This is a genomic window from Shewanella gaetbuli (genome assembly GCF_023284065.1).
Classification (GTDB): domain Bacteria; phylum Pseudomonadota; class Gammaproteobacteria; order Enterobacterales; family Shewanellaceae; genus Shewanella; species Shewanella gaetbuli.
This window is the reverse complement of sequence record NZ_JAKIKP010000008.1, coordinates 142,891-159,079: the sequence shown is the minus strand read 5'-3', so window position 1 is coordinate 159,079 and position 16,189 is coordinate 142,891. Positions and strand designations below refer to the sequence as shown.

Sequence of the window (16,189 nt, the reverse complement as noted above, 5' to 3'; positions counted from 1 at the left end):
TCTAATGTATTCCTATTTATACTGCGTCAGCTAATGCGACCGCGGCTTCAATATCCACTGCGACTATGCGCGAAACCCCAGGCTCATGCATAGTTACGCCAATGAGTTGATCTGCCATTTCCATGGTAATTTTATTGTGGCTAATATACACAAATTGCACACTTTGCGACATCTCTTGCAGTAATCGACAGAATCGCTCTACGTTAGCGTCGTCCAAAGGTGCATCTACTTCATCCAGCATACAAAATGGCGCTGGGTTTAATCTAAATATGGCAAATACTAATGATAAAGCGGTTAACGCTTTTTCTCCACCACTAAGTAAGTGAATGGTACTATTCTTTTTACCCGGTGGCTGAGCCATGATTGACACGCCTGTTTCAAGCAAGTTGTCATCCGTTAATGCAAGGTACGCTTTACCGCCTCCAAACACCTTGGGAAATAGCGCCATTAAATCTTTATTGACGGCGTCAAAGGTATTTTTAAACCGAGTTCGAGTTTCTTTATCAATTTTACGAATTGCATCTTCTAACGTACTTAAGCCTTGATTTAAATCGCTATCTTGACTATCTAAATAATCTTTTCTTTCACGTTGAGCATCATACTCTTCAATGGCGGCTAAGTTAATAGCGCCTAGTTCAACGATTTGTTGTCTAATATTATCAAGCTCGCGCGAACATTTTTTTACATCAAACTTTTCATCTAAACTTGCCAGCACAGTATCTAGTTGAATGTCTGCTTCATCAATTAACTGCTTTTGCGTCTCAGATTGTCCATTTAAACCTTCACGACGTAACTTTAACGTGCTTATCTTGTTAGTCAAGCCCTGCATCGTGACAAGTTGTTGTTTTTGCATAGATACTGAACTATCTATACGTTGTTGAAGCTCGGCTTGTTGTTGTCGGTTTGCGGTTAACTTTAGTTGAATACTTTGCTGTAAATCGAGATGCTCTGCTAGTTGGCCATTGAGTTTTTCAAGCTCAACTTGAGGCAGATCACCATTTGATTGCGACTGCAGCTGCTCGTTTTGATAACGTTCATTTAAGTCAGCCACTTTTTCGCGTTGTTGTTCAGCTTGTTGCTGGCTCACAGCAATTTGGGTATTGATGTGCTGCAAGCCTTGATTGAGCTGGTTCAGTTGTTTTTCTAACTGCTGCTTATTTGCTTTTAGCTCACGTAATTTTGATTGACTTTGCTCTAAGCTAATGGTTGTTTTTTGATAATGCTGCTGTGCCACTTTGGCTTTAACATCAATATCTTCAACTTGCATTGATAATGCTTCGGTGTTGACCTTGTCTTGCTGTAATTGCAACTCAGCTTGCTGTAATTCTTGCGATAATTGCGCTGAACTCGCTAATTGTTGTTGATGCTGCAAAGTCACACTTTCAATTTTCGCTTGGGCGCTAGTTTGTTGCAGTAGCCATTGTTGCAGCTGTTGTTGGCATACATTAAGTTGCTGATTCATGTCCGCCAGCTCAGTTAACGCATCGGTTTTATGTTGTAAACATTCACTAGCCTGCAGAGTCAGCTCTTCAACCCGTAGCATCAGTTGACCTTTTTCAGCATGTAAACTGATTGCAGATTGCTGATGCGATATTGATAAAGTGAACCCCTGCCCAACCAGGTAGCCGTCTTTTGTGGCCACCAGCATTGAATTTGGCATTGTTGCTAATAAGGTTTTAGCTTGTGGAAGATCGTCAACAAAACTTACATTTTCAAACCATGGAGCCAAATTAACAGGACTATTGAGTGCTTCATTTTGAAAAGCCTGATTTCGCTCAAATCCTTTATTTATTTGATTGGCATCATTGGCTTGGTAGTCGAATACATTTAAGTGACTAATGTTTTGCAGCACCACGTCAATCGCTTTTTCATATCCTGGAACAACCTCAATAACTTGCCATACTTTTGGTAATGCATCATCGCCCTGTTGGGCGACTAACCACTCATCAATTAACGCAAGTCTAGCACTGGAGGTCGATAATTCATGGGTGATTTTCTGGTATTGAGCTTGCGCTTGTTCTAAATGCTGTTGTTTTTGCTTTATTTCGGCTTGGTGTTGCGCTTTTAGTTGTTGCTGTTGGCTCACATTGTCAGCCAATGTAATTAAACTTAGCTCCAGCTTATTGAGCTCATTAGTTAAATCTTGCAGAGATATTTGCTCAAGTTTATGCTGCAACACAGGAATGCTATGTTGATGTTTTTCTAATAAATCCTGTTGATGCTGTAATCGTGATTGATATACCGCTAACTGAGTTTTCGCGTCGTTATAAGTGCTATTTTGTTGATTTTTTTGCTGCACTAGCGCATCGGTTAATTGCTCGACTTCATCAACTTGCTCGGTCACCATTTCAAGGTTAATGGCAATGGCTTCACTTTGTTGTTGCAGCTCAGATTGCTGAGTGAGTAACTGAGTTAATTCATTACTCACTTGCTCATATCTTGCGCTGGCTTGCTCAATAGCCTGCTTTAATTGCTCAAGGTTTTGTTGACGACGAGAGTCCTGTTGCTGCTGGTGCTTTAGCTGCTGTTCAAGTTTGGTGACTTGATTACCAGCTTGATAATATTGCTCAACCCATTTTTGTTCTTCATCAACTAATAAGTGACTTTGCTGTTGCAGTTCAATTATCAATGTTTCTGAAGTTTGCTGTTGTGCCGTTAATTGTTCTTCTTGCTGAAACAACTGTGATAACTGACTTTGTACTAGATCGTGTTGCACTAACAACTCTTTATAACGTCCCACCAACAACTGGCTGTGTAAGGCGCGCTCTTGAGATTTAAGCTGGCGATATTGTTTAGCCTCTTGCGCTTGCTGGGCTAAACGATCAATTTGAACGGCAAGCTCCTGACGAATATCGTTTAACCGTTCAAGGTTTTCACGGGTATGTTTAATACGATTCTCAGTTTCACGACGACGTTCTTTGTAACGCGAGATACCTGCGGCTTCTTCTATAAAAACTCTTAAATCTTGAGGTTTAGATTCGATTAAACGAGAAATAGTCCCTTGTTCAATAATGGCATAACTACGCGGGCCAAGACCGGTGCCCATAAATAAGTCGGTGATATCTTTGCGGCGACATTTTTGTGAATTGAGAAAGTAGCTCGACTCACTATCTCGATTAACTTGACGCTTGACTGAAATCTCTTGGTAACTAGCATATTGGCCAGTTAAACGCCCTTGACTATTGTCGAAGGTCAGCTCAACACTGGCAACTGATATGGGTTTTCTGGCTGCAGAACCGTTAAAAATAACATCGGTCATGGAGTCGCCACGTAAATGCTTGGCACTACTTTCACCTAATACCCAACGAACAGCGTCAATGACATTAGATTTACCACAGCCGTTAGGCCCGATAATAGCGGTCAGTGGTTGATCAAATGGGATTTTTGTAGGGTCTACAAACGACTTAAATCCAGCAAGTTTTATTTGTTTTAGTTGCATTGCTGCCGGTGGTATTAATGATAAATGAAAGTACTCGACGGCTACTTTAACAATAGAGGCGCATTTTGTAACGATTTTTTGCTTTTAGATACAGTTTACTGCTTGTTTTATCGCTTATCGAGCGGCAAACTCGGGGTATTGTATTAAAAAAGGACTTATTTCATGGCTGTTAATCTCCCTTCTATCCGTAAAAGTGGTGTGAATTACTTTCTAGAAGGCTTTCAATTGATCAAGCAACCCGGCTTGCGGGCATTCGTATTTATCCCCTTGTTAATTAACCTACTTTTGTTTGCTGGTGCAATGTATTTTGCCATTGGAAAATTAGACGAACTCTTTACTTGGATGAATGGTGAAATACCTGAATATTTAACTTGGTTAAACTTTTTTTTATGGCCTCTTGCCGTGTTAACCATGTTAGTGGTGATGTCATTCATATTTAGTTCAGTCATGAACTGGTTAGCCGCTCCCTTCAACGGATTATTAGCCGAAAAGGTTGAACAGCACCTCACAGGTAAAAACCTCAATACCGGTGGAACAGTTGACTTAATCAAAGATCTACCTCGCATAATGGGGCGTGAATGGCAAAAGCTTAAATATTACTTACCCCGTGCGCTGTTGTTTTTAATTTTATTTTGGGTTCCTGTTATTGGTCAAACAGCCGCGCCTATTTTATGGTTTTTATTTACCGCATGGATGATGGCAATTCAATATTGTGACTATCCATTTGATAATCATAAAGTCCCCTTTGATGACATGAAGTTCGCGTTGAAAAACACCAAAGGAACCAGTTTCAGTTTTGGTGCCTCAGTGACATTGTTTTCAATGATTCCTATTGTTAATTTTATTGTAATGCCAGTAGCCATTTGCGGCGCTACCGCAATGTGGGTGGATAAATATCGTGAAGCATATAAAAACCCAATAGTCAGTCAAGACTCATAAGCTGTACCTCATTATCTCAGCAGACACCCTTACTACATTAATATTTTGCAACAATTTAATCACCAAACGGCAACCGTTTGGTGATTTTTTTGCTTTATTTGGTTCGAAATCAAATTGTTATTTTGCGACAATAAGCTAACTCAATAAATAATAAAAAGAATGTGTAATGATAAAAAAAACAATAAGCCTATTTTTAGTCAGCTTATTAAGTTGTGCTAGTGTTTATGCAGGTGATAGCAATCAGTTTTATACCGAAATCCCTACCTTAAAAGGTGAAATGTCAATTGATGGTGATTTTAACGAGCCTCAGTGGCAACAAGCTGCTGTGGTTGAGTTGAAGTATGAAACCTCTCCCGCTGAAAACACACCAGCTCCGGTAACAACTACAGCGAAAATTTTTGCCTCTCAAACCAGTTTATACGTTGCATTCATAGCTAATGATCCAAACCCGAGTGAAATTAGAGCTAATATCCGTGACAGAGATAGCTCATGGGGCGATGATATGGTGGGAATTAAACTCGATACCTACAACAATACTCGCTTAGCCTACCAGTTTTTTATAAACCCTTACGGCGCACAAAACGATTCAATTGAAAATGAACTGACAGGCCAAGAAAGTGATGCTTGGGACGGCATTTGGTACAGTAAAGGTAAAATTACCGAGCAAGGCTTTCAAGTTGAAGTGCAACTACCCCTGCGGTTATTTAATTTTGACGATGCTAAGGCCATTCAACAATGGGGCATCGAACTCGTACGTTTTTATCCACGTAATGAAAACCATCGATTATCAACCCATAGAATTGATCGTAATGTCAGCTGCAAACTATGTCAGTTGGGCATAATGCAAGGTCTTGAAGGAGCCAAACAAGGCAAAGATATTCAAATTACCCCCTCTTTAGTGGCTAATCAAAATAATCATCGAACCATTAACCCTCAAGGGCCTTGGGAAGATGAAACGAATGTTGAAGTGGGTCTAGATTTACGTTGGGGAATCACGCCAACCACCTTATTAAATGCCACTATCAACCCTGACTTTTCACAGGTTGAAGCCGATGCTGGTCAACTTGATGTGAATAATACATTTGCGTTGTTTTACCCAGAAAAACGCGCTTTCTTTTTAGATAACAAAGATTATTTTGACAGCCAATTAAACTTAATACACACAAGAAACATCAGTTCGCCAGACTATGGCGTTAAACTGACCAGTAAGAATGACGACCATACCGTCGGCGTGTTAGCGACCAATGATATTCAAACCCAGTTTTTAATCCCAGGTAACTTAAGCTCTGACATTGCGACTATTGACCAAGAAAGTTATAACGTCGCGGCACGCTATCGCTACGATCCAAGCAGAGATTTCTCTATTGGCACAGTCGTGACGTTAAAACAGTCTGATGACTATCATAATTATGTTTACAGCAGCGACTTAAAATATCAACCTAGCGAACAAGACACCTTCACTGCACAGTATGCTTTTTCACAAACCCAATACCCTAAGGATCTATTTAATCAATTTTGTAATGGCGATGACTGTAATACCATCCCAACTGATTGCGATATCGCCAACTGCGATTATAACGAACGCGTACTTCGGACCAAACAAGAAGGAGAGTTTAATGGCGACATGTATAAACTCACCTATGAACACAACAGACGTAATTGGTATGCAAACACCCAGTATGAATCTGTAGGTGATGACTTTAGAGCTGACTTGGGCTTTATTGAAAAAGTTGATGCGGCTAAGTTTGTTGCAGGTGGTGGCTACCGCTGGTATCCAACGGATCACTTTTTTAGTCAGATAAGGTTTGGTGGCGACTGGGATATTACCCACACTCAACAAGGTGAAAAGCTTGAGCAAGAAGCGGAAGTTTTTTTAACATTAGACGGCGGTTATCAAAGCTATGTCTCTACCGGTGTCGTACAACGGACACGAGTTGGACGTAGACATAACCCCGCCAATATCGACATTGAAAATAATACCCAAAGCTTTGATGAAACAATGGGTTGGTTTTACACTAATTTCTTACCTATTCAACAGCTAAAATTAGAGTTAGACATCAATTATGGTGACAATATCGACTTCGCCAATGACAGATTAGGCACTCTGACAATGTTTAACCCCGAAGTTGAATGGAAAGTGACCGAGTCTATTGTGTTAGATGTTTCTCATCGCTATCAAACATTAGATGTTGATGGTGGCAGATTGTTTACCGCAAATTTAAGTGACATAAGACTAAATTGGCAAATTAGTCTTAACAGTTTTCTGCGCTTGAGTAGCGTTTATACCAATATTGAACGAGACCCTAGCTTATATTTGTACCAGAGCCCTAATGCTAAATTTCAAGATTTAGGTAACGAGGTACTTTACGGTTATAAACTTAATCCCCAAAGCGTATTTTACCTAGGCTACTCTGACGCCTTTAAAGCTAGTGATGAAATAGACTCGCTAACCCAAAAAGATAAAACCTATTTTATGAAGGTGAGCTACGCTTGGTTACTGTAAATAAAGTATTATTTGTCGGCAGAAAGTTGACTTAGTTTTATAAGTTATTGTCTAAATTCACAGCATTACAAAGACGTAATGCTGTGATGTAAAACCTCAAAAACGTCGGTAACGCTGTTTTGATACACATTAAACCTTCCCCCCTGGGGCGGTAAAAGGCTTCATGCATAATGATAGGTACTCAATCGAAAGATATGGTTTTAAGCTGATATAATTTGGTTGCGACCATTCTGTTTTGCTGCGTATAAATACTCATCAGCTCTTGCTAACAAGGCATCTATATCTTCACTATTAGCTGTTGCAACCCCACAGCTAAAGGTGACTTCTAAATCGCCGCTAGCTGTAGTGATAGGTGTTGACGCACATTGCGCTCTAAACTTATCCATTAAAGTGGTTGCTTTGCTGCTATCTAATCCTTTAAAAGCAATCACAAACTCTTCTCCACCAAACCTTGCTACGGTAAAGTGTTCGGCAAATGCGTGTTGTAACCGACGAGTAAACTCAACTAATACGTGGTCACCCACATCATGACCAAAATTATCATTAATCTTTTTAAAATAGTCGATGTCAATTAAAGCTAAAGTAAATTGGCTAGATTCATAAACGTCATTCTGGTGCAGTTTGAAGAAATAACGACGAGTATAAGCACGGGTTAAATAGTCTTTGTTTGCCTTTTCCCAAAGTCGACGGATCATATCTAGCGAGTCTAATGTATTGAGCACTCGGCAGTGAAATTCCTCATGAACAAAAGGCTTTTGTAAAAAGTCATTTGCACCATTTTTAATAAAACGCGCAGACAAGCTTTCATCGGTGTCATTAGATAAACCAATAATGGCAATATTTTCTCGGCTGAGTTTCTCTCTAACTCGTAAAATTAACTCAAACCCATCCACATTGGGCATATTGTAATCAGTAATCAATAGTTGAATATCAGGCTGTTCTGATAAAATATTCAGCGCCACTGCGCCATCTTCAGCTTCAATGACTTGAAATAAATGTTGCTCCAATAAAACCCGCACAAACTTTCGGCTTACCACTGAATCGTCTGCAACAAGAACCTTCACGCTTTGATTACGGTGCAAACGCGAAATCAACTTAACAACATACTGATAGCTGTATCGATTTTCTTTTAAAAGATAATCAGCAATCCCCAATTTAAGCAGTTTTTTACGTTGTTCCGCGTCTAAATTACTGGTTAATACAATACAGGTGGTTTGATATGTATTAAGAATTAATTTAACAATTTCCCCGTCTGGCGCATCAGGTAAATCTAATTCTGCCACCACAACAAAATAGCTATTTTTATCTAGCAATTTAATCGCAGTTGTCAGATCGGGGGCAATATCTACCTCACAGTCCAATTCTTGAACAATAAGATGTTTAAGTACCTTGGAAACCGTTTCATTATCTTCAATTATCAATATTCGCAAATGTATTTACCTAATTTTTTAGCACTTTTCTAATACGATACTGCCAATAGAATAACCAGCACCAAAGGAGCATAGCAAGCCTAACTCGCCCGTTTTGAAGTCATCATTAAATTTATTAAATGCAATGATTGACCCTGCAGACGCCGTATTAGCAAATTCATTCAGCACGACTGGTGCGGTTAACTCATCAACTCCATCACCTAACAACTTCTTCACCACAAACATATTCATATTAATATTAGCTTGGTGAAGCCAAAGTCGCTTGAATTCCTCTGGTTGAATTTGTTCATTTTCAAATTGTGTCTCTAGATGACGGTAAATCATTGGCAACAGTTCTTTGAAAACTTTACGCCCTTGTTGATGAAACAGCTTGTCAGGGGTCTGAGCATTAGCAGGGTCGCAACGGTTTACAAAACCAAAGTTACTGCGAATATTATTTGAGTAATCTGTCATACAACTAGTTGATAACACATTGAATGCATGTTCTGACTGAGCGAGTTCTTGCCTTTCAACAACAACAGCGGTAGCAACATCTCCAAAAATAAAATGGCTATCTCTATCTTTAAAGTTGCTTTGTGGTGAGGTTAATTCTGGGTTGACGACTAACACTCGGTTTGCGGTTCCACCTTTAATAGCATTGATGGCATTAACAATAGCAAACGTGGCAGATGAACAAGCAACCAACATGTCATATGCAACACCTTTAGTACCTAATGCTTGCTGAATTTCAATAGCAATCGCAGGGTAAGCGCGCTGGGTATAAGCACAAGCCACAATCACTAAATCAATATCTTCGGCGTTAACTTGAGCTTGAGCTAAAGCAGATTTTGCTGCCTCTACGCCCATACTGGCTTGCATAGAAAGCTCGTCAGAGGGTTGATCAGCAATTAATGGCATCATAATTTCAGGGTCTAAAATCCCCTCTTTCACCATCACATAACGGCTTTGAATGCCCGAAGCTTTTTCAATAAATTCGCTGGATGAATAGCTTAACGGCGCTAGTTGATTATCGGCAATCACTTGAGCATGTTGTTGATTATATAAGTCCACATAACTATTGTAACTCATCACTAATTCATCATTACTGACTGAATGAGGGGGAATAAATAGACCACTGCCTGAAATAACGACTTTTATCATATTATTGTTACCATTATTTTTGATGATGGATAATGTCCACATAAGGAAATCAAAACTAGCTTATTCTAGGCTCAAGTAGCGATTTTTCTTATAAGTAAATGTATGGTCAGACCATAAAAGGCCAAATCTGCGCTTATTGCTCAATAAGCCAACAAATTACTTTAGCCTTTAGTATAAAAGCAAAGGCCTTTATAACCAAAGGGAATAAGGAATAATAAATATATACTTCTAAATTCCTGATTCAGGTTTATGATTAGATAATGCAAAAATAGGAGCACACAATCCATGAGCAAAATTTTCGAAGATAATTCATATACTTTAGGCAATACACCCCTTGTTAGATTAAACCGTGTAAGCAACGGTAATGTGTTAGCTAAAGTAGAAGCCCGTAACCCAAGCTTTAGTGTTAAATGTCGTATTGGTGCCAATATGATTTGGGACGCCGAGAAAAAAGGTACCTTAACTAAAGACGTAGAGATTGTTGAACCGACTTCTGGCAACACAGGTATTGCGTTAGCATATGTAGCTGCAGCTCGTGGTTACAAATTAACCTTAACTATGCCTAATACAATGAGTTTAGAGCGCCGTAAGCTGCTTAAAGCTTTAGGTGCAAATTTAGTGCTAACTGAAGGCGCTAAAGGAATGAAAGGTGCGATTGATAAGGCAGAAGAAATTCGCCAATCAAACCCTGAAAAATACCTGGTACTAGGTCAGTTCAGTAACCCAGCCAACCCTGAAATCCATGAAAAAACAACTGGCCCTGAAGTATGGAACGATACAGAAGGTAAAGTAGACGTGTTTGTGGCAGGTGTTGGTACAGGTGGTACCATTACCGGTACAAGCCGTTACTTAAAAGCACAAAACAAAGATATTGTCTCTGTTGCTGTAGAGCCTGTTGATTCACCGGTTATTGCTCAAGCGAAAGCGGGCCAACCAATTCAACCTGGCCCACACAAAATTCAAGGTATTGGGGCCGGCTTTATTCCTGACAACCTAGACCTTTCATTAGTTGACCGCGTAGAAGCGGTTAGCAACGAAGACGCTATTGAAATGGCACGTCGTTTAATGAAAGAAGAAGGTATTTTAGTGGGTATTTCATCGGGTGCTGCAGTCGTTGCCGCCAACCGAATTGCTGCTTTACCAGAGTTTGCAGGCAAAACTATTGTAGTCGTACTGCCTTCTGCCGCTGAACGTTATTTATCTTCAGTATTGTTTGCGGGTGAATTTGGCGACAGCGAAAACATTCAGTAAATAAAATAATTTTGATAAAAGCCCAGCGCTAAATTGCTGGGCTTTTTTGTATCTAAAACCAGATCAAGTTCATTAACACACTAAGACGACTTTGATGACACCAGTAATTTTAGCCTCTTTAAAGTAAGCTACTATGGTACGTTCAGGCCAGTTTGGAGCTTAAATTAAGCCAAAAAAATACCTCGCATGGCTAGTGGCTAGCGAGGTATTTTTATTTGATATCAGTCTAGTCAGCTATTGTTTTAACAGTTACTCAGCTTCTGGCTTAACAGCAGGGTCTAACACTTCTTTTGAAGTGAAAGAAGAAAAGCTACCGTTTTCAACTAACCAGTAACCTAAACCAATAAATATTCCACCACCAACAATATTACCGAGTGTCACTGGAATTAAGTTATTAAAGATTGCATTGGTCACATTCACATCGGCAAATTGATCACGACTCATTTCTATCATGGTGAAGAAACTATCTGGGGCAAAGTTTTGTACCGCAATGCCAAATGGCAACATAAATAGGTTTGCAATACAGTGTTCAAAACCTGCAGCAACAAACATCGCTACAGGTAAAATAACAATAATACATTTAGTTAATAGGTCTTTAGTCGCAAACGTCATCCAGATACCTAAACAGACTAGAATGTTACACAGGATCCCCAATACAAATGCTTGTGTCCAGGTATGGTGAAGCTTGTGTTGTGCAATATTCAGTGCAGATAAGCCCCACTGGCCATCAGCAAGTTCAAATAAACGCCCCATCATGATTAACGCTACCATTATTAGTGCACCAACCATATTGCCTAAGTAAACTCTGGCCCAGCACTGTAATTGCTGCTTCATGGTAATACGCTTATTAACCCAACCAATAGTGGTTAACACGGTACTGGTAAATAATTCCCCTCCGGCGGCAATCACTAACATCAGCCCTAAGCTAAACGCCATTCCACCAATAAACCTTGTTAAACCCCACCCTGCATCACTACCGGTTGTGACAGAGATGTAAAAAACAAAGGCGATAGCAATAAAAGCACCTGAGAAAATGGCTAAGATAAAAGACTGCCATGGCGTTTTGTTCACTTTCGCAATGCCGTAGTCATTGGCAATAGCAAGCGAGTTAGGTGCTTTAGCTGGCGTCTGAACTGCTGATTCAGGCTGAGAGTCTGTCGATACAGGTTTCATTTATGAGATCTCAATTAAATTAAAAGTTAAAAGTTGCACAACAAAATAAGCTGATGAAACCACTTAGCAAAATGGGTAACAATATTGCCACATTTGCAAACCACTCACCAAGGTAATTTGGTAAGACCAATTTATCCGGTTATATAAAAGGGGAATAAACCGATAAATAACATGGTTGAAAAATCGTAATAACTCATCATAAGTGGTCTTAAATTGAACGGAATAGTAAAGTTTTGTGGCTAACAGTGCCACTAATCGTCATAAAACTGTTAGCTGAGTAACACTTTTGAATAAATACTCAGCAAAAGTAATACAATAGAATGGCAAAGCTAAATTACTATGTTATTATAATTGGGTAAATTGGTCTTACCAATAAAAAGTTTTCATTTTCTGATGTCCATGTCATATAAGTTTTGAGTTCAATTGACATCAGTAAATAAGCAAAGCTAGCCTATTTGTATTCATTCTATAATAAATAGTTAGCTACAAAAGTTTCATGAAGCCTGTTAATTCTGAAACCCACAACAAATTCAGAAAAACAGACTTTATACCGATTCATTTAGATAAAGGTAAAAAGACATGACTGATCAAACAACGGTTTTTGCAAACGCATGGAACGGATTTGTTGCTGGTGATTGGAAAACAGAAGTTAACGTTCGTGACTTCATTCAAAAGAACTACGCACCATATGAAGGCGACGAATCTTTCTTAGCGGACGCAACTGAAGCAACAACTCAGTTGTGGGATAAAGTGATGGAAGGCATCAAGCAAGAAAATGCCACTCACGCCCCTATCGATTTCGATACTAAACTAGTATCAACCATTACCTCTCATGACGCTGGCTACATCAACAAAGATTTAGAAACCATTGTTGGCCTTCAAACTGAAGCGCCTTTAAAGCGTGCCATGCTACCTAACGGTGGTATTCGTATGGTTGAAGGTTCATGTGCTGCTTATGACCGTGAATTAGACCCAGAAGTAAAACACGTTTATTCAGAGCTACGTAAAACTCATAACCAAGGTGTATTTGACGTTTATACGCCTGAAATTATGGCTTGTCGTAAATCTGGTGTGTTAACCGGTTTACCTGATGCTTATGGCCGTGGTCGTATTATTGGTGACTACCGTCGTATCGCGTTATACGGTATCGACTACTTAATGCAAGACAAACTTGCACAGTTCAAATCTTTACAAGCTGATATGGAAGCTGGTGAAGACTTAAACAACGTTATCCAGCTTCGTGAAGAAATCTCTGAGCAATATCGTGCCCTTGGACAAATGAAAACCATGGCAGCTAAATATGGCTGTGATATTTCAGCGCCAGCAACTAATGCTAAAGAAGCCATTCAGTGGACTTACTTTGGTTACCTTGCAGCTGTTAAAAGCCAAAACGGTGCAGCAATGTCTCTTGGTCGTACTTCGACTTTCTTAGACATCTTCATTGAGCGTGACATCCAAAGCGGTGTTATCACTGAACAACAAGCACAAGAAATGGTTGACCACTTCGTAATGAAATTACGTATGGTTCGTTTCTTACGTACTCCTGAATATGACGAGTTATTCTCTGGTGACCCAATTTGGGCAACTGAGTCTATTGCTGGTATGGGTGTTGACGGCCGTACGCTAGTAACTAAGTCTAGCTTCCGTTTCTTACACACGCTATACAATATGGGCCCAAGCCCTGAGCCAAACATCACTGTTTTATGGTCAACTAAGTTACCACAAGGCTTTAAAAACTACTGTGCAAAAGTGTCAATCGACACTAGCTCTATTCAGTATGAAAACGATGACCTAATGCGTCCTGACTTCCAATCAGACGATTACGCCATTGCATGTTGTGTTAGCCCAATGATTGTGGGTAAACACATGCAGTTCTTCGGTGCTCGTGCCAACCTTGCTAAAACCATGCTTTATGCAATCAATGGTGGTGTAGACGAAAAACTGAAAAAACAAATTGCACCTAAATCATCACCAATTACTGATGAAGTATTAGACTTTGATGATGTAATGGCACGTTTAGACACACAAATGGATTGGTTAGCCACTCAATATGTGACAGCACTAAACAGCATCCACTACATGCACGATAAGTACTCTTACGAGTCAGCGCTTATGGCACTACATGACCGTGACGTTCGTCGTACAATGGCATGTGGTATTGCGGGCTTATCAATTGCAGCTGACTCTTTATCTGCTATTAAATTTGCTAAAGTGAAGCCGGTACGTGATGAAGACGGTATTGCAGTCGATTTCGAAATTGATGGCGACTACCCTAAATTTGGTAACAACGATTCACGTGTAGATGACATCGCTTGTGACTTGGTTGAGCGTTTTATGGCTAAAATCCGCCATAAGAAAATGTATCGCAATGCGATTCCAACTCAATCAATCTTAACCATTACCTCTAACGTAGTTTATGGTAAGAAAACAGGTAACACACCTGACGGTCGTCAAGCTGGCGCACCATTTGCTCCAGGTGCAAACCCAATGCATGGCCGCGATGAAAACGGCGCTATCGCTTCGTTAACCTCTGTAGGTAAACTGCCATTTGAGCATGCTCAAGACGGTATCTCTTACACTTTCTCTATTGTGCCAAATGCACTAGGTAAAGAAGAAATGGCTCGCCGCAGCAACTTAGCTGCACTAATGGACGGATACTTCATGCACAATGATCACCAAGAAGGTGGTCAACACTTGAACGTAAACGTTATGAACCGCGAAATGTTAGAAGATGCGATTGTTAACCCTGACAAGTATCCTCAATTAACCATCCGCGTTTCTGGTTATGCTGTTCGCTTTAACGCGCTAACCACTGAGCAACAACAAGACGTTATTACCAGAACCTTCACGAAAGGCCTGTAAAGTCTGCTAAAATTAGCTGTACCGAATATTCGGTACAGCTTTTTTATTCACTTTATTCATCTATAAAGGGTTTTCAATGACATTAGGTCGCATTCACTCAATCGAATCATTTGGTACCGTAGATGGTCCAGGCATTCGTTACATCACCTTTATGCAAGGCTGCTTAATGCGCTGCCAATATTGCCATAACCGCGATACTTGGGATTTAGAGGGTGGCAAAGAAGTGACTGTTGACGAACTGTTGTCGCAAGTTAAAACCTATCGTCCTTTTCTTGAGTCTAGTGGTGGCGGTGTTACTGCCAGCGGTGGAGAAGCCATTCTTCAGGCAGAATTTGTTGCCGAGTGGTTTAAAGCCTGCAAAACCCTGGATATTCATACCTGTTTAGATACCAATGGATTTGTTAGAAAGTATACCCCTGTCATTGACGAACTACTTGATAACACTGACTTAGTACTACTTGATATCAAACAAATGGACGACCCAACCCATATCATTTTGACTAAAGTCAGTAACCAAAGAACCTTACAATTTGCCCAATACCTCGCCAAACGCAACCAAAAAACTTGGATTCGTTATGTGGTCGTAAATGGCTTTACAGATGATGTGGAATCGGCAATTAAATTAGCTGAGTTTATTCAGCCTATGAAAAATGTCGAGAAAGTAGAATTATTGCCATACCACCAACTTGGTGAACATAAATGGCAATCATTTGGAGAGGAGTCACCTTTGGCAGAGGTATCGCCCCCTTCAAAAGAAACCATGCTTGCAGTGCAACAAGTATTTACTGAGCGTGGAATTAAAGCGACATTTTAATGAAAAATTAGACCGCTAGAGCACTTATAGCTCATCCCAGTATTGTTGGTCTAAACGTTCAAATGCCACTTTAAGTAATTCAGCTAAGTCTAAGTAACAGGCTTTTGCGCCTAAACGGGGACAATTAACCCCCATTTGATTCAATTTTTGACTAAGCTGATTGCTCCAGTCAAATAACGTTAAAGGTAAAGGGTGTCGAGCTCGCCACCCAAGCCAAAGCAAGCCTTGCATAGGTAAGCTTAAAATAAACAAAGTAATTGCCAAGGTTTGCGGCAAATGCCCCCAACCTAAAATATAAATTTGGCTTAATGCAACCAGAAGTGCCACAACCGGCATAGCTAAAAAGGCTATTTGAGTTGCTTTAACCACACGGTATTCAGGAAAGTAAAAACCTAACTGGCGCACTAAAGGCCAAGTGGTCATATATTTTCTGCCGTCGCGCAGCAAAGTGACAAAATTGAATACCAAAGAAATTACCTAACAACATGGAACATAAAATAACTTTAGCATATTGCGCTAATTATGTCCCAGACAAACGCCCTTGCAGCATGGCATAGGCTAACAATTTATCGCCCTGAAACACTTAGCGTTCAGCGCACTAATTTTTAAAACATTATTTAAGCTTACAAGGTCTAATT

The 16,189-nt window shown here is 39.9% G+C and carries 10 protein-coding genes; 5 read left to right on the top strand and 5 right to left on the bottom strand.

Going from position 1 to position 16,189, the window contains the following annotated elements; translation table 11 throughout:
* Positions 1 to 16 precede the first annotated feature (16 nt).
* The gene (smc, locus tag L2672_RS11980) at positions 17 to 3,439 is read right to left on the bottom strand and encodes a chromosome segregation protein SMC (protein WP_248996088.1); all 3,423 of its coding nucleotides are present in this window, start codon (positions 3,437 to 3,439) and stop codon (positions 17 to 19) included.
* Positions 3,440 to 3,601: 162 nt separating this feature from the next.
* Between smc and cysZ the strand changes: the two genes are divergently transcribed.
* Together cysZ and L2672_RS11970 are read left to right on the top strand one after the other, a co-directional pair.
* Positions 3,602 to 4,378 carry a sulfate transporter CysZ gene (cysZ, locus tag L2672_RS11975; RefSeq protein ID WP_248996087.1) on the top strand — a complete coding sequence of 259 codons (777 nt, stop codon included), beginning with the start codon at positions 3,602 to 3,604 and terminating at the stop codon, positions 4,376 to 4,378.
* A gap of 166 nt (positions 4,379 to 4,544) precedes the next feature.
* A complete protein-coding gene (locus tag L2672_RS11970) occupies positions 4,545 to 6,881 on the top strand; it encodes a carbohydrate binding family 9 domain-containing protein (protein ID WP_248996086.1) in 2,337 nt (778 codons plus the stop codon).
* Positions 6,882 to 7,081: 200 nt separating this feature from the next.
* Here L2672_RS11970 and L2672_RS11965 read toward each other — a convergent pair whose 3' ends face one another.
* On the bottom strand, positions 7,082 to 8,311 hold the full coding sequence (locus L2672_RS11965) for a response regulator (RefSeq protein ID WP_248996085.1): 1,230 nt from the start codon (positions 8,309 to 8,311) through the stop codon (positions 7,082 to 7,084).
* A gap of 18 nt (positions 8,312 to 8,329) precedes the next feature.
* Entirely contained in the window at positions 8,330 to 9,451 is a 1,122-nt protein-coding gene (locus L2672_RS11960; RefSeq protein WP_248996084.1) for a beta-ketoacyl-ACP synthase III, read from the bottom strand.
* A gap of 285 nt (positions 9,452 to 9,736) precedes the next feature.
* On the opposite strand from L2672_RS11960, the gene cysK reads away from it, so the two are divergent.
* A complete protein-coding gene (gene cysK / locus L2672_RS11955; RefSeq protein ID WP_248996083.1) occupies positions 9,737 to 10,702 on the top strand; it encodes a cysteine synthase A in 966 nt (321 codons plus the stop codon).
* A 249-nt stretch (positions 10,703 to 10,951) separates the two neighbouring features.
* On the opposite strand, the gene focA is transcribed toward cysK, so the two are convergent.
* Positions 10,952 to 11,875, bottom strand: a complete 924-nt coding sequence (focA, locus tag L2672_RS11950) for a formate transporter FocA (RefSeq protein ID WP_248996082.1) — start codon at positions 11,873 to 11,875, stop codon at positions 10,952 to 10,954.
* 579 nt (positions 11,876 to 12,454) lie between these two features.
* On the opposite strand from focA, the gene pflB reads away from it, so the two are divergent.
* Together pflB and pflA are read left to right on the top strand one after the other, a co-directional pair.
* On the top strand, positions 12,455 to 14,737 hold the full coding sequence (gene pflB, locus L2672_RS11945; protein WP_248996081.1) for a formate C-acetyltransferase: 2,283 nt from the start codon (positions 12,455 to 12,457) through the stop codon (positions 14,735 to 14,737).
* A 76-nt stretch (positions 14,738 to 14,813) separates the two neighbouring features.
* Positions 14,814 to 15,551: a pyruvate formate lyase 1-activating protein gene (pflA, locus tag L2672_RS11940; protein ID WP_248996080.1), complete on the top strand. Its 738-nt coding sequence runs from the start codon at positions 14,814 to 14,816 to the stop codon at positions 15,549 to 15,551.
* Positions 15,552 to 15,575: 24 nt separating this feature from the next.
* On the opposite strand, the gene yfbV is transcribed toward pflA, so the two are convergent.
* Positions 15,576 to 16,019 (bottom strand): terminus macrodomain insulation protein YfbV, encoded by a 444-nt coding sequence (yfbV, locus tag L2672_RS11935; RefSeq protein WP_275975029.1) that lies wholly within the window; start codon positions 16,017 to 16,019, stop codon positions 15,576 to 15,578.
* Positions 16,020 to 16,189 lie beyond the last annotated feature (170 nt).